This window comes from Aeromonas sp. ASNIH2 (assembly GCF_002934795.1).
GTDB classification, from domain to species: domain Bacteria; phylum Pseudomonadota; class Gammaproteobacteria; order Enterobacterales; family Aeromonadaceae; genus Aeromonas; species Aeromonas caviae.
Genome location: NZ_CP026406.1, coordinates 1,689,326 through 1,711,957, shown reverse-complemented (window position 1 = coordinate 1,711,957; position 22,632 = coordinate 1,689,326). Strand labels below are relative to the sequence as shown.

20 protein-coding genes are annotated in these 22,632 nt (G+C 62.3%); 17 read left to right on the top strand and 3 right to left on the bottom strand.

The window, feature by feature from the left end:
* The first annotated feature begins 1 nt into the window (after position 1).
* From ftsL to mutT, 17 genes are all read left to right on the top strand, one after another.
* Complete coding sequence (gene ftsL, locus C3F36_RS07885) at positions 2–316, top strand: cell division protein FtsL (protein ID WP_010675842.1); 315 nt, start codon at positions 2–4, stop codon at positions 314–316.
* Positions 313–2,079 (top strand): peptidoglycan glycosyltransferase FtsI, encoded by a 1,767-nt coding sequence (locus C3F36_RS07880; RefSeq protein ID WP_010675841.1) that lies wholly within the window; start codon positions 313–315, stop codon positions 2,077–2,079. The genes ftsL and C3F36_RS07880 overlap by 4 nt, the downstream gene beginning before the upstream one ends.
* A 95-nt stretch (positions 2,080–2,174) precedes the next feature.
* Positions 2,175–3,659 carry a UDP-N-acetylmuramoyl-L-alanyl-D-glutamate--2,6-diaminopimelate ligase gene (murE, locus tag C3F36_RS07875; protein WP_104454852.1) on the top strand — a complete coding sequence of 495 codons (1,485 nt, stop codon included), beginning with the start codon at positions 2,175–2,177 and terminating at the stop codon, positions 3,657–3,659.
* Positions 3,656–5,011, top strand: coding sequence for a UDP-N-acetylmuramoyl-tripeptide--D-alanyl-D-alanine ligase (murF, locus tag C3F36_RS07870; protein WP_104454851.1), 1,356 nt, complete (start codon positions 3,656–3,658; stop codon positions 5,009–5,011). The genes murE and murF overlap by 4 nt, the downstream gene beginning before the upstream one ends.
* Complete coding sequence (mraY, locus tag C3F36_RS07865) at positions 5,005–6,087, top strand: phospho-N-acetylmuramoyl-pentapeptide-transferase (RefSeq protein WP_010675838.1); 1,083 nt, start codon at positions 5,005–5,007, stop codon at positions 6,085–6,087. Before murF ends, mraY begins: the two co-directional genes overlap by 7 nt.
* A 3-nt stretch (positions 6,088–6,090) precedes the next feature.
* On the top strand, positions 6,091–7,374 hold the full coding sequence (gene murD, locus C3F36_RS07860; protein ID WP_042015091.1) for a UDP-N-acetylmuramoyl-L-alanine--D-glutamate ligase: 1,284 nt from the start codon (positions 6,091–6,093) through the stop codon (positions 7,372–7,374).
* On the top strand, positions 7,371–8,555 hold the full coding sequence (ftsW, locus tag C3F36_RS07855; protein WP_042015093.1) for a cell division protein FtsW: 1,185 nt from the start codon (positions 7,371–7,373) through the stop codon (positions 8,553–8,555). Before murD ends, ftsW begins: the two co-directional genes overlap by 4 nt.
* Positions 8,552–9,619, top strand: coding sequence for an undecaprenyldiphospho-muramoylpentapeptide beta-N-acetylglucosaminyltransferase (gene murG, locus C3F36_RS07850; protein WP_010675835.1), 1,068 nt, complete (start codon positions 8,552–8,554; stop codon positions 9,617–9,619). Before ftsW ends, murG begins: the two co-directional genes overlap by 4 nt.
* A gap of 110 nt (positions 9,620–9,729) precedes the next feature.
* Positions 9,730–11,184, top strand: a complete 1,455-nt coding sequence (gene murC, locus C3F36_RS07845; protein WP_041211792.1) for a UDP-N-acetylmuramate--L-alanine ligase — start codon at positions 9,730–9,732, stop codon at positions 11,182–11,184.
* A 97-nt stretch (positions 11,185–11,281) separates the two neighbouring features.
* On the top strand, positions 11,282–12,034 hold the full coding sequence (locus C3F36_RS07840; RefSeq protein ID WP_199769710.1) for a cell division protein FtsQ/DivIB: 753 nt from the start codon (positions 11,282–11,284) through the stop codon (positions 12,032–12,034).
* Positions 12,015–13,274, top strand: coding sequence for a cell division protein FtsA (gene ftsA / locus C3F36_RS07835; protein WP_010675832.1), 1,260 nt, complete (start codon positions 12,015–12,017; stop codon positions 13,272–13,274). The genes C3F36_RS07840 and ftsA overlap by 20 nt, the downstream gene beginning before the upstream one ends.
* Positions 13,275–13,313: 39 nt before the next feature.
* Complete coding sequence (gene ftsZ, locus C3F36_RS07830; RefSeq protein WP_005305686.1) at positions 13,314–14,465, top strand: cell division protein FtsZ; 1,152 nt, start codon at positions 13,314–13,316, stop codon at positions 14,463–14,465.
* A 102-nt stretch (positions 14,466–14,567) separates the two neighbouring features.
* On the top strand, positions 14,568–15,491 hold the full coding sequence (lpxC, locus tag C3F36_RS07825) for a UDP-3-O-acyl-N-acetylglucosamine deacetylase (protein ID WP_010675831.1): 924 nt from the start codon (positions 14,568–14,570) through the stop codon (positions 15,489–15,491).
* A 140-nt stretch (positions 15,492–15,631) separates the two neighbouring features.
* Positions 15,632–16,537 (top strand): M23 family metallopeptidase, encoded by a 906-nt coding sequence (locus tag C3F36_RS07820; protein ID WP_039040495.1) that lies wholly within the window; start codon positions 15,632–15,634, stop codon positions 16,535–16,537.
* 57 nt (positions 16,538–16,594) lie between these two features.
* Positions 16,595–19,315 (top strand): preprotein translocase subunit SecA, encoded by a 2,721-nt coding sequence (gene secA, locus C3F36_RS07815; RefSeq protein ID WP_039040496.1) that lies wholly within the window; start codon positions 16,595–16,597, stop codon positions 19,313–19,315.
* A gap of 65 nt (positions 19,316–19,380) precedes the next feature.
* The gene (locus C3F36_RS07810) at positions 19,381–20,565 is read left to right on the top strand and encodes a tetratricopeptide repeat protein (protein ID WP_104454850.1); all 1,185 of its coding nucleotides are present in this window, start codon (positions 19,381–19,383) and stop codon (positions 20,563–20,565) included.
* Positions 20,566–20,573: 8 nt separating this feature from the next.
* Complete coding sequence (gene mutT, locus C3F36_RS07805; protein ID WP_174213873.1) at positions 20,574–20,978, top strand: 8-oxo-dGTP diphosphatase MutT; 405 nt, start codon at positions 20,574–20,576, stop codon at positions 20,976–20,978.
* A gap of 57 nt (positions 20,979–21,035) precedes the next feature.
* Here the strand turns inward: mutT and yacG are convergent, their stop codons facing one another.
* The 3 genes from yacG to coaE are packed head-to-tail and all read right to left on the bottom strand — an operon-like array spanning position 21,036 to position 22,615.
* Positions 21,036–21,230, bottom strand: a complete 195-nt coding sequence (gene yacG, locus C3F36_RS07800; RefSeq protein WP_039040499.1) for a DNA gyrase inhibitor YacG — start codon at positions 21,228–21,230, stop codon at positions 21,036–21,038.
* A 10-nt stretch (positions 21,231–21,240) separates the two neighbouring features.
* Positions 21,241–21,963 (bottom strand): cell division protein ZapD, encoded by a 723-nt coding sequence (gene zapD / locus C3F36_RS07795; protein WP_010675825.1) that lies wholly within the window; start codon positions 21,961–21,963, stop codon positions 21,241–21,243.
* Between the two features lie 37 nt (positions 21,964–22,000).
* A complete protein-coding gene (gene coaE, locus C3F36_RS07790) occupies positions 22,001–22,615 on the bottom strand; it encodes a dephospho-CoA kinase (protein WP_104454849.1) in 615 nt (204 codons plus the stop codon).
* Between the last annotated feature and the right edge of the window lie 17 nt (positions 22,616–22,632).

Below are 22,632 nucleotides of genomic sequence, written 5' to 3'. Positions count from 1 at the left end.
GATGAGCGACGTGCGCGTTCACCTCGCCAGGGAGATCGTTGCGGATCTCTGGCGCCACAAGTTGCAGGTCCTGTTGACCGTCGCCGTGCTGGTCACCGCCTTTGCGGTGATCCTGGTGACCAACATGACCCGGGGTCTGACGGCCAAGCAGAACGATCTGATGGCGGAGGAGGACAGGCTCAACATCGAGTGGCGCCACCTCTTGCTGGAACAGGGCACACTGGCTGAGCACTCCCGGGTGGCGAGTCTGGCCATGGACAAGTTGCAGATGGCTCGTCCCCTGGTGACCACTGAAAAGGTAATTACACAACCATGACACGCAAGGCCGCCACCAAGGCTCCGGCAAAGGACAAAGCCAAGGCGAAAGCACCCTCACTCTACCCGTGGCGCTTTCGTACCCTGGTTTTCTTCATCGGCATCGCGTTTGCGGGGCTGATCCTGCGGCTGGCCTGGATCCAGGTGATCGATCCGGACAGACTGCGCCAGGAGGGGGACATGCGCTCCCTGCGCACCACCTCCACCCAGGCGGTGCGCGGCATGATCACGGACCGCAATGGCGAACAGTTGGCGGTATCCGTGCCGGTCGAAGCGGTCTGGGCTGATCCCAAGACGGTGCACGAGTCCGGTGCCATCCACAACGAGCGTGCCTGGCTGGCACTCTCCGCCGTGCTCAAGCTCGACATCAACACCCTCAAGCATCGCATCGCCAACCCGAGCAAGCGCTTCGTCTATCTGCAGCGGCAGGTGACGCCTGCGGTGGCCGAGTACATCAAGGGGTTGAAGCTGGGGGGCATCTATCTGCGCCCCGAGGCGCGCCGTTTCTACCCGACCGGCGAGATAAGCTCCCACCTGGTGGGGGTGACCAACATCGATGGCAGCGGCATCGAGGGGATTGAGCGCAGCTACAACGAGTGGCTGACCGCAACCCCTGGCGAGATGCGGGTGCGCAAGGACAGGCAGGGCCGCGTCATCGAGCGCCTGGGCCTGGTGAAAGAGGGCAAGCACGCCAACGATCTGCAACTGAGCATCGATCAGCGGGTGCAGGCGCTGGCCTATCGCGCCCTCAAACGGGCTACCGACGAGAACAAGGCCACCTCCGGCTCCATGGTGATGCTGGATGTGAAGACCGGCGAGGTTCTCGCCATGGTGAACACCCCCTCCTACAACCCGAACAACCGCGGCCAGTACCAGAGTTTCCGGGTGCGAAACCGGGTGGTGACCGATACCTATGAGCCGGGTTCCACGGTCAAGCCATTGATTTTGCTTAGTGCCTTGCAAGCCGGTGTCACGAGCTGGAAGGACTTCATCCCGGGCGGCCCACTCTTCATCGGGGCCAAGCAGATCCGTGACGTGAGTATCCACAAGGCGACCAACCTGTATGACATCCTGCGTTACTCCTCCAACATCGGCATGTCGCGCATCGCGCTGCGGATGCCGGCCCAGGAGATGATCAACACCCTGAGCATGGTAGGCTTTGGCATGGACACCGGCAGCGGCCTGATGGGGGAGAGCAGCGGCATGCTGCCCCAGCGTCGCCGCTGGTCCGACATCGAGCGAGCCACCCTGTCGTTCGGTTATGGTCTGCGAGTGACCCCGCTGCAGCTGGCCTCCGCCTACGCCACCTTGGCCAACAAGGGCAAGCGGGTACCGCTCTCCATCATCAAGGTGACCAAGCCGCCCAAGGGTGAGCAGGTCATCGATCACAACAACGCCGCCGCCATGTTGCAGGCGCTGGAGTACGTGGTCAGCAATGCCATTCCCAAGGCCCAGATCCCCGGTTATCGGGTCGGTGGCAAGAGTGGTACCGCCAAGGTGGCCGTGGCTGGGGGCTATGGCAAGGACTACATGGCCTGGTTTGCCGGTTTCGCGCCGGCCAGCAATCCCCGTTTCGTCATGGTGGTGGTGATCAACGAGCCCAAGGGGGATGCCTACTACGGCGGTGCCGTGGCGACCCCGCCCTTTGCGGAGGCCATGGGAGGCGTGTTGCAGCTCTTCAACATCCGTCCCGATGCGATCCCGCCCGAGGTACCCGCCAAGCTTGCCCGCACGGAGGCCAACAATGGCGCACCGCGTACTTGACGGGCATCCGGTTTTTTCCATCGGCCCCGCTGCTGTCGGGGCGTTTTCCATGGCGTGTACGAGCGCCCGCATTCCCGCATTTTCGGAGGCTTCCCATGCCGCCCCGCACACTTGATCAACTGATGAGCCGCTTCGGCATCGATGCACCGGCGCTTTCCCTCACCGATCTCCAGCTCGACAGCCGGCGGGTCGGTCCCGGCTCGCTCTTCGTGGCGATTCGTGGCCATCAGGTGGATGGCAGGCGCTTCATCGAACAGGCGGTGGCTCAGGGAGCGACCGCCGTGCTGTTTGAGAAGGACGGAGAATTCGTCCCTCCGGCGACCCAGATCCCCTGCATCGGCATGAGGGATCTTCCCGCTCGTCTCTCCGAGCTGGCCGGTCATTTCTACGGTCACCCTGCGCAAAAGCTGCAACTGGTGGGCATCACGGGCACCAACGGCAAAAGCACCACGGCCCTGCTGGTGGCCAACTGGCGCACCCTGCTGGGGGGCAAGGCCGGGGTCATGGGCACCATAGGCAACGGTCTGTTCGGCGAGCTCATCGAAGCAGAGAACACCACGGGCAGCGCGGTCCAGGTGCAGGCCAATCTGGCCGCCTTGCAGCAGCAGGGGGCCGATCTGGTGGCGATGGAGGTCTCCAGCCACGGTCTGGTGCAGCATCGCGTGGCGGCCCTGCCGTTTGCCGCGGCAGTCTTCACCAACCTGAGCCGGGATCATCTGGACTATCACGGCACCATGGAGGCCTATGCCGCCGCCAAGGAGGAGCTGCTGAAGCTGGTGGATGAGCCTTGCGCCGTCATCAACGCCGATGACCATCTGGGACGGCAATGGCTGGCGACCTATCCCGGTGCGGTGGCCTTCGGGGTTCATGGTCCGATTGAAAACCATGCTGGACGACAACTGACGGCGCAGGATCCCCATTTCCACCAACAAGGTTTTGATACGCGCATTAACTCCAGCTGGGGGAATGGTGTATTATCCGCCCCCTTGCTCGGCCGCTTCAACGTCAGCAACGTGCTGGGCGCCATGGGCGCCATGCTGGTGCTCGGCTACGACTTCGATGACCTGCTGGCGACGGCCCCCAGACTGCAACCGGTGACCGGTCGCATGGAGTGCTTCGGCGGTGGCGATGCGCCGCTCGCCGTGGTCGATTACGCCCACACCCCGGATGCGCTGGAGAAGGCATTGCAGGCCCTGCGGGTGCACTGTCACGGCCGGCTCTGGTGCCTGGTGGGATGCGGCGGCGACAGGGATCGCGGCAAGCGTCCCATGATGGCTGCCATGGCGGAGCTGCATGCGGACTGCGTGATCCTGACCGACGACAATCCCCGTACCGAGGAGCCGGCCCGGATCATGGCCGACATGGTGGCGGGTCTTCGCGATCCCGGCGCCGTGCAGATTGAGCACGACAGGACCAAGGCAATCCAGCTGGCACTGAGTCAAGCGAGCAAAGAGGACATCATCCTGGTGGCCGGCAAAGGCCACGAGGATTATCAGATCATTGGAACCGACAAGCGGCACTACAGCGATCGGGAAACCGTCGCAGCCGCCTTGCACACATTAATGGAGTCATTCAAATGATGACCCTCAGGCTTGCCGACCTGGCGCAGGTGCTCGATGCCCGTCTGATCGGGGGCGACCATGAGATCACGGCGGTCAGCACCGACACCCGTACCCTGGGCGCAGGCGCGCTGTTCGTGGCCCTGCGCGGCGAGCGTTTCGACGCCCACGATTTCTGCGACCAGGCGGTTGCCGCCGGCGCCAGTGCCCTGCTGGTGGAGCGCGAATTGCCGCTGGCCATTCCACAACTGGTGGTGGGCGACACCCTCAAGGCGCTTGGGCGTCTGGGCAGGCTGGTGCGCGAGCGCATCAATCCGAAAGTGCTCGCCATCACCGGCAGCTGTGGCAAAACCACGGTGAAGGAGATGGCGACGGCCATCCTGCGCTGTGAAGGGGAGGTGCTGGCCACCGCCGGCAACTTCAACAACGAGGTGGGGGTGCCGCTGACCCTGCTGCGCCTCGAGCCGCAACACCAGTTCGCGGTGATGGAGCTGGGAGCCAACCACCTGGGCGAGATCGCCTGGACCACGTCGCTCGCCAGACCCGACGCCGCCATCATCAACAATGTCGCTGCCGCGCACCTGGAAGGCTTTGGCTCCCTGGAAGGGGTGTTCCATGCCAAGAGCGAAATCTTCGAAGGGTTAGGCGAGGGCGGCACCGCCATCGTCAATGCCGACAACGAGTTCTGGCCGAAGTGGCGTGAAAAGGGCATCCACTGCGTCTTCTCCCTCGAGGATCGGCGTCAGCCATTCCACGCCCGCGACATCGTGCTCAACGAGCAGGGTTGTGCCGGGTTCGTGATGGTGACGCCCCAGGGAGAGGTGAACCTGACCCTGGCCATTCCGGGTCGCCACAACGTGGCCAACGCCCTGGCTGCTGCCGCCGGGACCCTGGCCCTGGGCGCATCGCTTGCGTCCGTCAAGGCGGGGCTGGAGCAGATGGCGCCGGTCAAGGGCCGTTTCTGCGTACAACGCTGGGGTGGCCTCACCCTGGTGGATGACACCTACAACGCCAGCGTGGAGTCCGTGCTGGCGGGTATCGATGCCCTGACCGCCATGAACGGCTACAAGGTGCTGGTATTCGGTGACATGAAAGAGTTGGGTGAGGAGTCCGCCGCGCAGCATGCCCGGGTCGGACACCACGCCCGTGAGCAGGGCCTCGATGCCGTGCTGACCGTAGGGGAACAGAGTCGCCACACCGCAGATGCCGCGGCTGGCCGACATTTCGATAACAAGGCGTCGTTGTTTGAAGTGCTTGCGCAAATGATAAAGACACATCAGGAAATTTCGATTCTGGTCAAGGGCGCCCGTGGCTCCCGCATGGAAGATATCGTCGAGATGGTCAAGGGCCATCAGGAGTCAGCCACATGCTAGTCTGGCTGGCGGAACTGCTCACCCCGCACTTCACCTTCTTCAACGTCTTCTCCTACCTGACGTTTCGCGCCATCCTGTCGATCATCACCGGTCTGGTGGTGGCGCTCTGGATGGGGCCGCGCCTCATCCGTCGCCTGCAGATCATGAAGTTCGGCCAGGTGATCCGCAACGACGGTCCCGAATCCCACCTCAGCAAGAAGGGCACCCCGACCATGGGCGGCCTGATGATCATTGCCGCCATCTTCACTTCTGTGCTGCTCTGGTGCCGCCTCGACAACCCCTATGTCTGGCTGGTGCTGTTCGTGCTGGGGGCCTATGGCGCCATCGGTTTTGCCGATGACTATCTCAAGGTGGTGCGCAAGAACACCGACGGCCTCATCGCCCGCTGGAAGTACTTCTGGCAGTCCGCGGTCGCGCTGGGTGTGGCGGTCTTCCTCTACGCCACGGCCACCCACGATGGCCAGACCCAGCTGGTGGTCCCCTTCCTCAAGGATGTGATGCCCCAGCTCGGCCTGATGTTCATCCTGCTGACCTACTTCGTCATCGTCGGTACCTCCAACGCGGTCAACCTGACCGATGGCCTGGATGGCCTCGCCATCATGCCCACCGTGATGGTGGCGGGGGGCTTCGCCCTGATCGCCTGGGCGACCGGCAACGTCAACTTCGCGAACTACCTGCACATTCCCTACGTGCCCTACACCTCCGAACTGGTGATCGTCTGTACCGCCATCGTGGGCGCGGGCCTGGGCTTCCTCTGGTTCAACACCTACCCGGCCCAGGTCTTCATGGGGGACGTGGGTTCCCTGGCCCTGGGCGGCGCGCTCGGTACCATCGCGGTGCTGGTGCGCCAGGAGTTCCTGCTGGTGATCATGGGGGGCGTCTTCGTGATGGAGACCGTCTCGGTGATCCTGCAGGTCGGATCCTACAAACTGCGCGGCGTGCGGATCTTCCGCATGGCCCCCATCCATCACCACTATGAGAAGAAGGGCTGGCCGGAGCCGCGCGTCATCGTGCGCTTCTGGATCATCACCCTCATGCTGGTGCTGCTTGGCCTCGCCACCCTGAAGGTGAGGTAAGCCATGGTCATCATCATCGGACTCGGCAAAACCGGACTCTCCTGCGTCGATTACTTCCTCGACCGCGGCGTCACGCCGCTGGTGATGGACACCCGTGCCAATCCGCCGGGCAAGGACGAGCTTCCCCCCGAGGTGGAGCTCATCCACGGGTTGGACGCTGAGCGGCTCAAGCAGGCGCACATGATAGTGGCGAGCCCGGGCATCGCCCTGGCGACTCCGGAGTTGAAGGCCGCCGCCGAGTTCGGAGTGCGCATCGTCGGTGACATCGAACTGTTCGTGCGTGAAACCCAGACGCCCGTCATCGCCATCACCGGCTCCAACGGCAAGAGCACGGTCACCACGCTAGTGGGTGAGATGATCGCCGAGGCGGGACTCAAGGTCGGTGTGGGGGGCAATATCGGCACCCCGGCGCTGTCGCTCCTCAAGCAGCCCATGGATCTCTGCGTGCTGGAACTCTCCAGCTTCCAGCTCGAGACCACCTACAGCCTGCGGGCCGCCGCCTCCGTGGTCTTGAACCTCAGTGAAGATCATATGGATCGCTATGCCGGCATGGCGGATTACCGCGCCGCCAAGATGGAGATCCATCAGCACTCCCAGCACATCCTGATCAATCGCGACGATCCCCAGACCCTGCCCGATGTGGGGCAGGTGTGGCAGAGTTTCGGCCTCGACTGCAACGGCTACGGTCGCTGCGAGCTGGAGGGCCGTCACTGGCTGACCTTGCACGGCGAGCCGCTCCTGGCGGTGGACGAGATGAAGATAGTGGGTGCCCACAACCAGGCCAATGCCCTGGCGGCCATGGCCCTGTGTGATGCGGTGGGCATTCCCCGCGAGGCACAACTTGCCGTGCTGCGCCGCTTTGAAGGCCTGCCTCACCGTGCCCGCTTCGTGCGGGAGGTAAATGGGGTGCGCTGGATCAACGACTCCAAGGCCACCAACGTGGGGGCGACCCTGGCCGCCGTGGCCGGGGTGCGTGAAGCGGTCAAGGGCCGCCTGCTGCTGCTGGCCGGTGGCCAGGGCAAGGGGCAGGACTTCGGCCCGGTGCAGGCCCTGCTCGGCAGCCAGATCGATCACATGTACTGCTTTGGTCAGGATGCCGAGGTGCTGCTGGCCCTGGGCGAACAGACCGAGCGGGTTGCCGATCTTGACGCTGCTGTCGCCAAGGCGGCGGCCGACGCCAGGCCCGGAGACTGGGTGCTGCTGGCCCCGGCCTGCGCGAGCCTGGATCAGTTCAAATCCTTCGAAGCGCGCGGCGATCGCTTCACCGAACTGGTGATGGGCTTATGAACGCCCTGCGCGTGGTTGCGGGATTCTTGCAGCGCTGGTTGCTACCGGCGCGCCCCGCCGGTCTCTACGATCGGCAGCTGGTGGTGCTGGCACTCGCCCTGATGGGCGTCGGGCTGGTAATAGTGGCGTCCGCTTCCATTCCTGAGGGGATCGCCATCAACAACGATCCCTTCATGTTCGTGAAGCGCCACGGCATGTTCCTGGTGATGGCGCTGGGTATCTCCTGGTTCGTGTTGCAGGTACCCATGGCACGCTGGCAGCACTACAACGGCCCCATGTTGCTGCTGGCCATCGTGCTGCTGGTGATGGTGTTGCTGGTGGGGCGCAGCGTCAACGGCTCGGTACGCTGGCTGCCGCTGGGCCCCTTCAACCTGCAGCCGGCCGAGTTCGGCAAGCTGGCGCTGTTCGTCTATCTGGCAGGCTATCTGGTGCGCCGCCAGAGCGAGGTGCGCGAACGCTTCATCGGTTTCATGAAACCCATGGCGGTGCTGTTCGTGGTGGCCATCCTGCTGCTGGCCCAGCCGGATCTCGGGTCAGTGGTGGTGATGTTCGTCACCTCCCTCGGGATGCTGTTCCTGGCCGGTGCCCGGCTGGTGCAGTTCATCGGTCTCATCCTGGTGGGTGTGAGCGCCGTTGTGACCCTGATCATCGCGGAGCCCTACCGGATGCGGCGGGTGACCTCCTTCCTCGACCCCTGGGCCGATCCCTTTGGTAGCGGCTATCAGCTGACCCAGTCCCTGATGGCCTTTGGTCGGGGGAGCTGGTTTGGCGAGGGGCTCGGCAACTCCATCCAGAAGATGGAGTACCTGCCGGAGGCCCACACCGACTTCGTGTTCGCCATTCTGGGCGAAGAGCTGGGCTACGTGGGGGTGCTTGGCGCACTCTTCCTGATTTTTGCGCTGGCGGTGAAGGCGCTCAAGCTGGGTCACCAGGCGCTGGTGGCCGAGCGGCTCTATGAAGGTTATCTGGCCATCGGCATCGGCATCTGGTTCAGCTTCCAGACTTTCGTCAACGTCGGTGCCGCCAGCGGCATGATGCCTACCAAGGGGCTGACCCTGCCGCTGGTCAGTTATGGCGGCTCCAGTCTCATCATCATGATGGTGGCGGTGAGCATGTTGATTCGTATCGATTTCGAGTTACGCCAGGCGAGTGCCCAGGCGCGCGTGCGGGAGGTTGTGTGAGCAAGACGTTACTGGTGATGGCGGGTGGTACCGGGGGCCATGTGTTCCCCGGCCTGGCCGTCGCCGATCGCCTCAAGGCCCAGGGCTGGACCATCCACTGGCTCGGCACTGCCGACCGGATGGAGGCGGAGCTGGTGCCTGCCCATGGTTATCCCATCTCCTTCATCGACATCCAGGGGGTGCGTGGCAACGGCATCAAGCGTCTGCTCGCGGCGCCCTACCGTGTCATCAAATCCGTGCTGCAGGCCCGCCAGGTGCTCAAGACCATCCAGCCCGATGTGGTGCTGGGCATGGGGGGCTTCGCCTCCGGCCCGGGTGGCGTGGCCGCCTGGCTGTCCGGCATTCCGCTACTGCTTCACGAGCAGAATGCCGCCGCCGGCCTGACCAACAAGCTGCTGGCCCGTATTGCCAGGCGGGTACTGATGGCCTTCCCCGGTGCCTTCGCCCCCAATGCCCGCACCGCCGTGGTGGGCAACCCGGTGCGCCCCGAGGTGGTGGCGCTGCCGGATCCCCAACTGCGTAGCAGCAGCGATCCTCTGCGCCTGCTTGTGGTCGGTGGCAGCCTGGGGGCCCGGGTCCTCAACGAGCAGGTGCCTCCTGCGGTTGCAGCTGCCGGTGTGCCCATCGAGGTGCGTCACCAGTGCGGCAAGGGCAACGGGGAGGCCGTGGCTGCCTCCTATGCCGGGCTGGGGGTCGAGGCCGAGGTGAGTGAATTTATCAAGGACATGGCGGATGCCTATGCCTGGGCTGACCTGGTGGTGTGCCGCGCCGGCGCATTGACCGTCTCCGAAGTGGCCGCTGCCGGTGTGGCCGCCATCTTCGTGCCCCTGCCCCATGCGGTGGACGATCACCAGACCCGCAACGCCCTGACCCTGGTCGACGGCGGTGCGGCCGAGTTCCTGCCCCAGTCCGAGCTGACGCCGGCGGCGCTGGCGTCGCGCCTCTCCTGGCTCGCCGGGCGCAGGGAAACCCTGTTGAACATGGCCCAGGCCGCGCGCCGGGTCGCCATCATCGATGCCGCCGAACGGGTTGCCGATGAGTGCAAACGGCTCGCCACCGGCTGAGCCAAACGAGATGGAAGGCCAAGATGTGCCGCCAAGGCCCCGCTTCTGTCTTCGAACTGATGAATGTCGCCGAATGAAAATGGCCTGTGGCCGCGAATTGAGAAAGAACTATGACCAAGGTTGAACTGGCAAAACTGCGTACCGTTATCCCCGAAATGCGCCGCGTGCGTCGCATCCACTTCATCGGCATCGGTGGCGCCGGTATGGGCGGTATTGCGGAAGTGCTTGCCAATGAAGGGTATCAGGTGACCGGCTCGGATCTGGCCCGCAACGGGGTGACCGAACGCCTGGCCTCTTTGGGCGCACACATCTTTGTCGGTCACAGTGCCGAGCATGTGGACGGTGCCAGCGTGGTGGTGGTTTCCACCGCCATCAAGCAGGACAACCCCGAGCTGCTGGCTGCACGCGAGCTGCGTATTCCCGTGGTGCGCCGCGCCGAAATGCTGGCGGAACTGATGCGCTTCCGTCACGGCATCGCCATCGCCGGGACCCACGGCAAGACCACCACCACCAGTCTGGTGGCGAGCATCTATGCCGAGGCGGATCGCGACCCCACCTTCGTCATCGGCGGTCTGCTCAACAGCGCCGGCACCAATGCCCGCCTGGGCAGCAGCCGTTATCTGATTGCCGAGGCGGACGAGAGCGACGCCTCCTTCCTGCATCTGCAACCCATGGTTTCCATCGTGACCAACATCGAAGCGGATCACATGGACACCTATGGTGGCGATTTCTCCAGGTTGAAGGCCACCTTCATCGATTTCCTGCACAACCTGCCGTTCTACGGCCTGGCCGTGGTGTGCGTGGATGACCCCGTGATCCGCGGCATGCTGCCGGAGATCGCCCGTCCTACCCTCACCTACGGTCTGAGCGATGATGCCGATGTGCAGGTGCTGGACTTCGTGCAGACCAGCAATCGCAGCCGCTTCCGGGTGCGCCGTGCAGGGGCGGGTGAGCTGGAGGTGACCCTGAATCTGCCGGGCATCCACAACGCCCTCAACGCCGCCGCCGCCATCGCGGTGGCAACCGAAGACGGCATCGGCGACGAGGCCATCATCCAGGCACTTTCCAAGTTTGAAGGGGTGGGGCGCCGCTTCCAGCAATATGGCGAGTTCGAAACCGGCCGTGGCAAGGCCATGCTGGTGGACGATTACGGTCATCACCCGAGCGAAGTGAAGGTAACCATCAACGCCGCTCGTGCCGGCTGGCCCGAGAAGCGGCTGGTGATGGTGTTCCAGCCGCACCGCTACAGCCGGACCCGGGATCTCTACGAAGATTTCGCAGACGTGCTCTCCAAGGTGGACGTGCTGGTGATGCTGGAGGTCTATGCCGCCGGTGAGGAGCCCATCCCCGGTGCCGATGGTCGTGCCTTGTGCCGTTCCATCCGCTCCCGCGGCACCCTGGAGCCCATCTTTGTCGCAACGCCGGACGATGTGCCCGCGGTGCTGGCCGACCTGATTGGCGAGGGGGATCTGGTATTGACCCAGGGGGCGGGTAACGTCGGTGCGCTGGCCCGTCGTCTCGGCGAGATGAAATTGAGCGTGGATAGCATGAAATCCGGTGCCTGAGGGCCCAATGAGTATTTTGACCGCCAAGCCGAGGCCTATATAATGGCGAACCGGTCTGCAAGTGGCCGGCATGGCGCGTTTTACGGGGATCGATCGGGTGGAGGCAAGGGCACAAGGGCGCACCAAGGGGGGCTTCATCGCCGGGGTGGCATTTTTCATCCTGGTCATGTGGGGGCTCTACCAGACTGCGCTGGATGTTAAAGACTGGCTGACGGATGCCAGTCGGTTGCCCATGAGCGAGCTGTTGCTGCAGGGGCAACACGAATATTTGAAGGCCGATGAGTTGCGTGCTGCCGTGCTGGATGGTGCCGAACTTCGCAACTTCTTCGAGCTGGATGTGAACGAATTGCAGGCGCGTCTGAACGCTCTGCCCTGGGTGGCCCAGGTCTCGGTACGAAAGAAGTGGCCGAACAAGATCAAGGTCTATCTCACGGAACAGGATGTGGCGGCTCGCTGGAACGGTAACCGCTTCGTCAACACCAAGGGTGAGGTATTCAGTGCCCCGGACAGGGTGAAGAAGCCCCTGATGCAGTTGTCCGGGCCCGATGATCAGGCCGCCAAGGTGCTGGAAGCCAGCCATCAGTACGAAACGCTGCTGGCGGGCAAGGGATACAAGTTGCTGGGGGTGAATTTGACCCCCCGCCATGCCTGGGAACTAACCCTGGATGGCAACATTCAGCTGTTTGTGGGGCGCTCGGATATCGCGCTTCGTCTGCAGCGGTTTATCGATGCCTTTCCGGTCATCGAGCCCCGTGAGCGGGTTGCTTACGTGGATCTTCGATACGACACCGGGATGGCAGTTGGCTGGAAGAAAAGCGAAGAGAAAGTGAATGACCAACACCGCAGATAGAAATTTGATTGTCGGACTGGATATCGGCACGACCAAGGTGGCGGTACTGGTTGGCGAAGTATTGCCTGATGGCGAACTCAATGTCATCGGCATGGGCAGCCACGCTTCTCGCGGGATGGAGAAGGGCGGGGTCAATGACCTCGACTCCGTGGTCAAGTCCCTGCGCCGCGCGGTGGAAGAGGCCGAGATGATGGCAGACTGCCAGATCAGTTCCGTCTATCTGGGGCTGTCCGGCAAGCACATCGATTGCCGCAACGAGACCGGCATGGTGCCCATCTCCGACGAAGAGGTGACCCAGGAGGATGTGGACAACGTCATCCACACCGCCAAGTCGGTGCGGTTGTCTGACGAGCTCCGGGTGCTGCACGTGCTGCCCCAGGAGTTCGCCATCGACTATCAGGAAGGGATCAAGAACCCGGTCGGTCTCTCCGGCGTGCGGATGGCAGCCAAGGTGCATCTCATCACCTGCCACAACGACATGGCGCGCAACATCGAGAAGTGTGTGGAGAAGGTGGGTCTGCGGGTGGATCAGCTGATCTTCTCCGCCCTGGCCTCCAGCTACGCCGTGCTGACCGAAGACGAGAAGGAGCTGGGTGTCTGCGTGGTGGACATCGGTGGTGGCACCATGGACATGTCGCTCTTTACCGGCGGCGCCCTGCGCCACACCAAGGTGATTCCCTATGCCGGCAGCACGGTGACCAGCGACATCGCCTATGCCTTCGGCACGCCGCCGCTGGATGCGGAGGCGATCAAGGTGCGCTATGGCTGTGCCCTCGGCCGCCTGGTCAGCAAGGAAGACAATATCGAAGTGCCCAGTGTCGGCGGTCGCCCGGCGCGCAGCCTGCAACGGCAGACACTGGCGGAAGTGATTGAACCCCGTTACACCGAGTTGCTCTCCATGGTGAATGACGAGCTGGTGCGGGTGCAGAGCGAACTGAAGGCACAGGGGGTCAAGCATCAGCTGGCCGCCGGTGTGGTCTTGACCGGTGGCGCGGCCCAGATCGAAGGCATTGTGGAGTGCGCAGAGCAGATCTTCCAGAGCCAGGTCCGGGTGGGCGAGCCCATGAATATCCGGGGATTGAGTGACTACGTACAGGCACCGGTGTACTCGACTGCGGTCGGGTTGTTGCAGTACGGCCGCACCAACCAATCCACCGGCAGTAACAAGGAATATGCCGCCAAGGCAAGCGTAGGTGGGCTGGTCAAACGGGTCAGCAACTGGTTGCGTGGCGAGTTCTAAAGATTTTGCTGAGTCAGGCAAATAAAGCGGAGAGACAACATGTTTGAATTTATGGATAGCCACACTGACGAAGCCGTCATCAAGGTGATAGGTGTGGGTGGCGGCGGCGGCAACGCAGTCGAGCACATGGTTCGTCAAAACATCGAAGGTGTCGAGTTCATCACCGTGAACACCGACGCCCAGGCACTGCGCAACTCCAGTGCCAATACCACCTTGCAGATCGGCGGTGGCATCACCAAGGGTTTGGGTGCCGGGGCCAACCCGGAAGTGGGTCGTGACGCCGCCATGGAAGACAGGGAAGCGCTGCGCGAGCTGCTGACCGGTTCCGACATGGTGTTCATCGCTGCCGGCATGGGTGGTGGTACTGGTACAGGTGCTGCACCGATCGTGGCCGAAGTGGCCCGCGAGATGGGTATCCTGACCGTTGCCGTCGTGACCAAGCCGTTCTCCTTCGAAGGGAAGAAGCGGATGGGCTTCGCCGCTCACGGCATCGAAGAGCTCTCCAAGAACGTCGACTCCCTGATCACCATCCCCAACGACAAGTTGCTGAAGGTACTGGGTCGCGGCATCTCCTTGCTGGACGCCTTCAAGGCGGCCAACGACGTGCTGCTGGGTGCGGTGCAAGGCATCGCCGAACTGATCACCCGCCCGGGCCTCATCAACGTCGACTTCGCGGACGTGCGGACCGTGATGCGCGAGATGGGTACAGCCATGATGGGTACCGGCTCAGCCTCCGGTGACGACCGTGCCGAAGAAGCGGCCGAGAAGGCCATCTCCAGCCCGCTGCTGGAAGACGTGGATCTGGCCGGTGCCCGCGGCATCCTGGTCAACATCACTGCCGGCATGGACATGACCATCGAAGAGTTCGAGACCGTGGGTAACGCGGTCAAGGCCTTCGCGTCCGAGAACGCCACCGTGGTGGTGGGTACCGTAATCGACCCGGAAATGCACGACGAACTGCGCGTTACCGTAGTGGCGACCGGTATCGGTGCCGAGCGCAAGCCCGACATTACTCTGGTCAAGAACAACATGGTTCAAGAGCGTCCGGCCCGTCAGCCCCTGATCAGCGAAGCCCTGCAGTCTCGCGTGATGGAAGAGGCCCCGGCCAAGGTGGTGAACGCCGAGCCGCAAGCTCGTCGCGAACCGGATTATCTCGATATTCCTGCGTTCCTGCGCAAGCAGGCAGACTAAGCCTCTGATGGCTCTGGTTTGTTTGTTGCTTAAGGATTGTGCTAAGATGGCCCGGCAACGACCATCTGGTCAGGAATTTGAGCTGTTAAAGCGGATACGCCCATGATTAGACAAAGAACCTTGAAAACGAGTGTCCAGGCCACCGGTGTGGGCCTGCATTCGGGCCGGAAAGTCACTATGACGTTCCGTCCGGCGCCTGTTAACACAGGGATCGTTTACTTGCGTACCGATCTGAATCCTGTGGTCGCGCTGCCAGCCAACGCCGATCAGGTGCGTGATACTGTGCTTTGTACCGCTCTGGTGAACGAAGCCGGTGTTCGCGTGTCGACCATCGAACATCTGTCTGCCGCTCTGGCCGGGATGGGCATCGACAACCTCTATGTCGAGGTTGATGCCCCCGAGATCCCGGTAATGGACGGCAGTGCGCATCCGTTCATCTATCTGCTGCAGGAAGTGGGTATTCGTGAACAGAACGCGCCCAAGCAGTTCGTGCGGATCAAGCAGAGCATCCGGGTTGAAGACGGCGACAAGTGGGCGGAATTCCACCCCTATCGCAACGGCTTCAAGATGGATCTCGAGATCGATTTCCAGCATCCGGTGTTTGAAGGCCGCAACCAGCGTTGCGTGCTGGACTTCTCCGGCAGCTCCTTCGTGAAAGAGATCAGCCGTGCCCGTACCTTCGGCTTCATGCGTGATATCGAGTACCTGCGTTCCCAGAACCTGGCACTGGGCGGCAGCCTGGAAAACGCCGTGGTGCTGGATGACTACCGGGTGCTGAACGAAGATGGTCTGCGCTACGAAGACGAGTTCGTGAAGCACAAGATGCTGGATGCCATCGGCGATCTGTACATGTGCAATCGCAGTATCATCGGTGAATTCCGTGCCTACAAGACGGGCCATGCCCTGAACAACAAGCTGCTGCGTGCCCTGCTGGCCCAGCAGGAGGCCTGGGAACTGGTGACCTTCGAGGGTGAGGGCGACAAAGCGCCTATCGCTTACTACGACAACGGTCTGGTTCTGGCCTGATAGCTGTGTAACAGGACGTCGGTCATCTCTCCGCACCGACGTCCTGTCATTTGTTTATTCCATCCTTTAATACCGATTATCTCCCGGTTTTATTGCCCGTGCAGGCCTTTGGCCTCACCTGACCGAGAAGACAGATTTCTATGAGTATTACCCTGATCCTCCACGGTAAGCAGCGCCGCAGGTTGCACTTACCCAAACAACGTCTGGCCTGGGTCGGCGGTATTCTCTTCACTGTATTGGCCTTGGGGGGCGGCTGGCTCTGGCAGAGCTGGCAGCAGAAAATGGAGGCGCTGGAAGTGGCGCTGACCCTGGCGCAGCAGCAAAAATCCACGCAAGGGGCCGATGAAGCCCGCGAACAGCTTGCCATGCTGGCCGCCCAGGTGGGCACCATGCAGGGACAACTTGGTCGCCTCAACGCCCTCGGCGAGCGCCTGACCGAGAAGGCGGACCTCGATCCCGAGGAGTTCAACTTCAAGGAGCTGCCCCCGATGGGCGGCCCTTCCTACGATGCAGACCTGGAAGTCAGCCTGGGTGAACTGCAAGATTCCATGGAACACCTCAGCCGTCAGCTCAGCAGCCGCGAAGAACAGCTGTCGGTACTTGAATCCTTCATCATGAACCACCATATCACCGATGCGGGTTTCATCCCCGGCTCACCAGTCAAGCAGGAGCGTGTCTGGATCTCCTCCGGTTTCGGTGGGCGGGTCGATCCGTTCAACGGTCGCGCCAAAATGCACAAAGGGGTGGATTTCCGCGGTAGGCCCGGCACCCCCATCCTGGCGACAGGCAAGGGGATTGTCAGCTGGGCGGGGCGCCATCCGGAGTTTGGCAACATGGTGGAGATTGACCATGGCAATGGTCTGGTCACCCGCTATGCCCACAATTCCAAGTTGCTGGTGGATGTGGGCACCCTGGTCGATGAGGGCCAGAAGATTGCCCTGATGGGGCGAACCGGTCGTGCAACCGGAGTTCATTTGCATTACGAAGTGTTGAAAGATGGTCGTCAGGTCAACCCCGCGCGCTTTCTGAATGCCAGACGGGGTTAGGTTTTTTCTTCAGGTTCCAGTGACGGAACGCTTATATAACCAAAACAGTTGGTACCCATGATTAGCACACTGCTCACCAAGATTATCGGCAGCCGGAACGACAGAACGCTCAAGGCTTTGCGCAAAATTGTAAAACAAATCAATGCGATGGAGCCTCAGTTCGAGGCACTGTCCGATCAGGAACTGCAGGCGAAGACCGCCGAGTACCGTCAGCGTCTGGAGCAGGGCGAAACACTGGAGCAGTTGCTGCCGGAAGCGTTCGCCACCGTCCGTGAAGCCTCCCGCCGTGTGTTCGGCATGCGTCACTTCGACGTCCAGCTGATCGGCGGCATGGTGCTGAACTCCAACCGCATCGCCGAAATGAAGACAGGTGAAGGTAAAACCCTGACGGCCACGCTGCCGGCCTACCTGAACGCCCTGACCGGCCGCGGTGTGCATGTCGTGACGGTGAACGACTATCTGGCCAAGCGTGATGCGGAAGCCAACCGCCCGCTGTTCGCCTTCCTCGGCATGACGGTGGACTGCAACGTGCCCGGCATGGATGCATCCCAGAAGCGCGATGCCTACGCTGCCGACATCACCTACGGTACCAACAACGAATTCGGTTTCGACTACCTGCGCGACAACATGGCATTCTCGCCGGAGCAGCGCGTACAGCGTCCGCTCAACTACGCGCTGGTGGATGAGGTGGACTCGGTGCTCATCGATGAAGCCCGCACCCCGCTCATCATCTCCGGTCCGGCGGAAGACAGCTCCGCCATGTACACCCAGATCAACAAGTTGATCCCCCTGCTGGTCAAGCAGGACAAGGAAGACTCCGAGGAGTACACCGGCGACGGCCACTACACGGTGGACGAGAAGAACCGCCAGGCGCTGCTGACCGAAAACGGCCAGATCTTCGTGGAAGAGCTGCTCAAGAAAGAGGGACTGCTGGCCGAGGATGACTCCCTGTTCTCCGCCACCAACATCAGCCTGCTGCATCACGTCAATGCCGGCCTGCGCGCGCACACCCTGTTCGAGCGCAACGTCGACTACATCGTCCAGAAGGACGAGATCGTCATCGTCGACGAGCACACCGGCCGCACCATGCCGGGTCGTCGCTGGTCAGACGGTCTGCACCAGGCGGTCGAGGCGAAGGAAGGGGTCAAGATCCAGAACGAGAACCAGACCCTGGCCTCCATCACCTTCCAGAACTACTTCCGTCTGTACGACAAGCTGGCGGGCATGACCGGTACTGCGGATACCGAAGCCTTTGAATTCCAGCAGATCTATGGCCTGGATACCGTGGTCATCCCGACCAACAAGCCGATGGTGCGCAAGGACATGGGCGATCTCGTCTACCTGACCGCCCAGGAGAAATACGCGGCCATCGTGCAGGACATTCGCGAGTGCGTGAAGCGCGGCCAGCCTGTGCTGGTCGGTACCGTCTCCATCGAGAACTCCGAGCTGCTCTCCGGCATCCTGACCAAGGAAAATATCCCGCACAAGGTACTGAACGCCAAGTTCCATGCCATGGAAGCGGAGATCGTCGCTCAGGCCGGCCAGACCGGCGCCGTCACCATCGCCACCAACATGGCCGGTCGTGGTACCGACATCGTGCTGGGCGGCAACTGGCAGGCGGAGATCGCCCAGCTGGAAAACCCGTCAAGCGAGCAGATTGCCGAGCTGAAAGCGGCCTGGCAGGTGCGTCATGACGAAGTGCTGGCGGCCGGTGGCCTGCACATCATCGGTACCGAGCGTCACGAATCCCGTCGTATCGACAACCAGCTGCGCGGCCGTTCCGGTCGTCAGGGTGATCCGGGTTCCTCCCGCTTCTACCTCTCCATGGAAGATACCCTGATGCGGATCTTCGCCTCCGACCGCGTGACCGGCATGATGAAGAAGCTGGGCATGGAAGAGGGCGAAGCCATCGAGCATCCCTGGGTGACCAAGGCCATCGAGAATGCCCAGCGCAAGGTGGAAGGTCGCAACTTCGACATCCGTAAAAACCTGCTCGAGTTTGACGACGTGGCCAACGATCAGCGCAAGGTGGTCTACGAGCAGCGCAACGAACTGCTGGACACCAACGACATCTCCGAGACCATTCACGTCATCCGTGACGACGTCTACGGCGCCATCATCGATGAGTACATCCCGCCCCAGTCCTTGGAAGAGATGTGGGACGTACCGGGTCTGGAAGCGCGTCTGAAGTCCGATTTCGCCCTGGATCTGCCGTTGCAGCAGTGGCTGGCGGAAGACGACAAGCTGTATGAAGAGAAGCTGCGCGAACGCATCCTGGATGAAGCCACCAAGCTCTATGCCCACAAGGAAGAGCTGGTCGGCAAGGAGGTGCTGCGCAACTTCGAGAAGGCGGTGATGCTGCAAACGCTGGATGGTCTGTGGAAGGAGCACCTGGCGGCCATGGATCACCTGCGCCAGGGCATCCATCTGCGCGGCTACGCCCAGAAGAACCCCAAGCAGGAGTACAAGCGCGAATCCTTCGATCTGTTCACCCAGATGCTGGAGACCCTCAAGCGCGACGTGGTCAGCATCCTGAGCCGAGTACAGGTGCAGGAGCGGGATGTGGAGGCGATGGAAGAGCAGCAGCGCCAGCAGGCCGAAGCCGCTCCCCGTACCTACACCCATGCCACGGCCGAAAACCAGCTGGCTGACGAGGAAACGGGTGGGGCCGAGGGCCATACCACCTTCGTGCGCGACGAACAGAAGATCGGGCGCAATGATCCCTGCCCCTGTGGTTCGGGTAAAAAATACAAGCACTGTCACGGTCAGCTGACGTGACACCCTGCCATGATGAATACACCGCCTCCGGGCGGTGTATTCATTTTCGGACCAAGGAGGGGACGATGAGCAGATTGCCGGCGGGATGGGATGGGGAGGCACATGGGCACTGGCTGCAGGAGAAGCGCCAGGAGGCGATCCGTTGTGTGCTGAACAGGCTGAACGCAGAGACGAACAAATCCGTTCCCCTGCAACTGCAGTTTGCCTATTACCTCTTTTTGTCCGGCGATCCCGCCTCGGCGGCACAGGTGCTGACGCTGGCGTACCGGTCTGCGCCCGATAACACTGAGGTGCTGCGCAATCTCTGTGTCTGCCTCTCGCGCTCCGATCAGCATGAGCGGGCCGTGACGCACCTGGTCGAACTGGTGCGGCGCGAGCCGGGTGATTATCTGGTCCATGACGGGCTTTGCACTTCCCTTGCCAAGCTAGGACGCCATGAAGAAGCGGCACAAGCGGGAACCCGTGCCCTGACTCTCAAGGATGAGGCCGTCTCGCAGCCTGTCGCGGGGTGGGTACTGCCGGCAGAGGGGCCGGATGACTGGCTCGCGGAGCAGGGGGAGAAGCAGGCAGTCATCGCCTTCTCCTTGTGGGGAGCACAGCCCCGCTATTTGCGGGGAGCACTCGACAATGTGCTGGCCGCAGCTTACCTCTATCCTGGCTGGCGGGTGCGCTTCTATGTGGATGGCAGTGTCCCTCAGGGGTTTCTGGCCTGCCTGCAGGAACATGGCGCCGAGATAAAGGTGCAGCCCGATGGCCAATCCCAGCGTCAGCGCCTCTGCTGGCGCTTCCAGGTCGCCAATGATCCCGGCGTGGGGCGCTTTCTTGTGCGCGATGCGGACTCCGTGCTGAATCTGCGGGAGCGGCTGGCCGTCGATGACTGGCTTGCATCGGGGCGCTGGTTCCATATCATGCGTGACTGGTGGAGCCACACCGATCTGGTGCTGGCCGGCATGTGGGGCGGTGTGGCCGGTGTGCTGCCTCCCCTTGCGCCGCTGATGGCGAGCTATCAGCCCAGTACCATGGAAACACCGAACATCGACCAGTGGTTCTTGCGGGACTGTTTATGGCGCTATCTGCGCCAGAGCGCGCGGGTACACGATCGTTGTTTCACTCCGCCCGGTGCGGTGCCCTGGCCGCAGGTTGCGCCGCCGGGCAATGAGCATGTCGGGCAGGATCTCTTCAGGGCCCGGGGGGATCAGCAGGCCATTCGGCTTGCCCCCTGGATCGCCCGTTTGCCGTGTTTACGCTGAGGACAATGATGGAACAGAAGAAACGGATCTGGGTGGCGGTGGGCGTCATCGAGAACGAACGGGGCGATATCTTCATCGCCAAACGCTCAGCCGATCGCCATCAGGGGGATCGCTGGGAGTTTCCCGGTGGCAAGGTGGAGTCGGGGGAGGATCTGCTCACCGCGCTGGACAGGGAATTGTGGGAAGAGATCGGGATCCGGGTGCAAGATTGTGCCCCCTTCATGGAGCTGCACCACGATTATCCCGACAAGCAGGTCTTGCTGGATATCTGGAAGGTGACCCGTTTCCACGGCGAGCCCTTTGGCAAGGAGGGACAGGAGTGCCGCTGGGTACCACTGGCCTCGCTGCACGAATACCACTTCCCGGATGCCAACGGCCCCATCGTCGCGCGGTTGCAGGCCTCGCTTGCCTGAAAGGGAATCAATACCAGCGAAAAAGGGCCTGAGGGCCCTTTTTTGATCGTGAAGTGTTTATTGCCAGGGATCGCCCTGTTCCGGATCGGGCAGCAGATCCGGGTTGATCTCGCCCGGGATGCGCTTCTGTTCATCCGCCCACTCGCCGAGGTCGATCAGCTGGCAGCGCTTGCTGCAGAAGGGGCGAAACGGGCTCTGCGGACCCCATTCGATCTCGCTCTGACAGGTCGGGCACTTTACCTTGGTCACCATGGGGCGCCCCTCAACAACAGGCAAGCTGGAAGGAGACGTCGCCTATCTGCTGTTCCGTCGTCGGCAGGAAGCGCAGGGCGAAGCGGTTCTTGTGGCCGCTCAGGGTCGGATAGCAGGGCTGGGTGCCCGCCAGACGGATGCGGATCAGTTCAGCCCCTTCGGCGGTATCCTGGAAGAAGCCGTTGGTGGCCACCTGGTCGCTGAAGTTGCCCGACTCGCGCCACAGGCGCAGCAACAGGGAGATGGCGTTCATCAGCAGGGTGATGTCACTCAGCCATTGCTGCATCTGCTGGTGGCGGGTGACGGCCGGGGTCGCCAGCCAGTGGTGCAGTTGCGGCACATCGAAGGCGCACAGACCACCCGGAATGGAGAAGCGCTGACGAATGGAGCCGAGCAGGCGATCCTCTTTCAGACGGGCGCCGGGGCGCGGGGAGTTCAGCAGGTTGCGGGAGAGCTGGGTACTCTCCTGCTGCATCCGCTGGATCTGCTCGAGATCGACGTCAGGCAGACTGGCCCAGTGGCTCAGGCGTTGGCCGAGGCGCTCCAGATCCTTGATGAGATCGGCACGCAGGTCACCACGCTCCAGCAACTCCTGCAAATCGAACAACCCCTTGAAGAAGGCGATATGTGCCCAGGACTGGTCACTCTCCAGATTGTCGCGGATCTGGGAAAACAGGGACTCCAGACGAAGATAGGTCCGGCTTTTTTCATTGAGGGGAAAATCGTAAATCATGCCTAATCCTGGCCAGCCATAAACCGGCCTAGTGTACTCACAGTTGGTGGGCTTGTTGAGAGGCAAATGCCAGATATGTCTGGTGCAGGGCGAAAATTCGCTGCCCGATGGTCTCACTCGTACCACTCTGGTTGTCCAGGACGTCGTCGGCCATCGCCAGGCGTTCGCTGCGGCTCGCCTGGGACGCCAGTATCGCCTGGGCCTGTTCCCGAGTGACGCCATCGCGGCGGCAGGTACGCTCGATTTGCGTCGCTTCGTCCACATCGATCACCAGTACCCGATCGGCGAGGGAAGTGAGTCTGTTTTCCACCAGCAAGGGGACGACCAGCAGGCAGTAGGGGGAGCGGGTTGCCGCACACTGGCGCAGCATCTCGCTGCGGATGAGGGGATGGAGCAGGGCATTGAGCCACTCCTTGGCCTGTGAGTCGGTGAAGATCCGCTCTCGCAGCCGGCGGCGATCGAGCTGGCCATCGGGGGCAACGACATCCGGGCCAAAATGGGCTGCGATGGCAGCCAGAGCAGGGGTGCCGGGCTCCACCACCTCACGGGCGATGATGTCCGCATCCACCACCTCGATGCCCAGCTCGGCAAAGCGGTTGGCAACCGTGGTCTTGCCGCTGCCGATTCCCCCAGTGATTGCGACTACATACATGGGTCAGAGATCCTTTT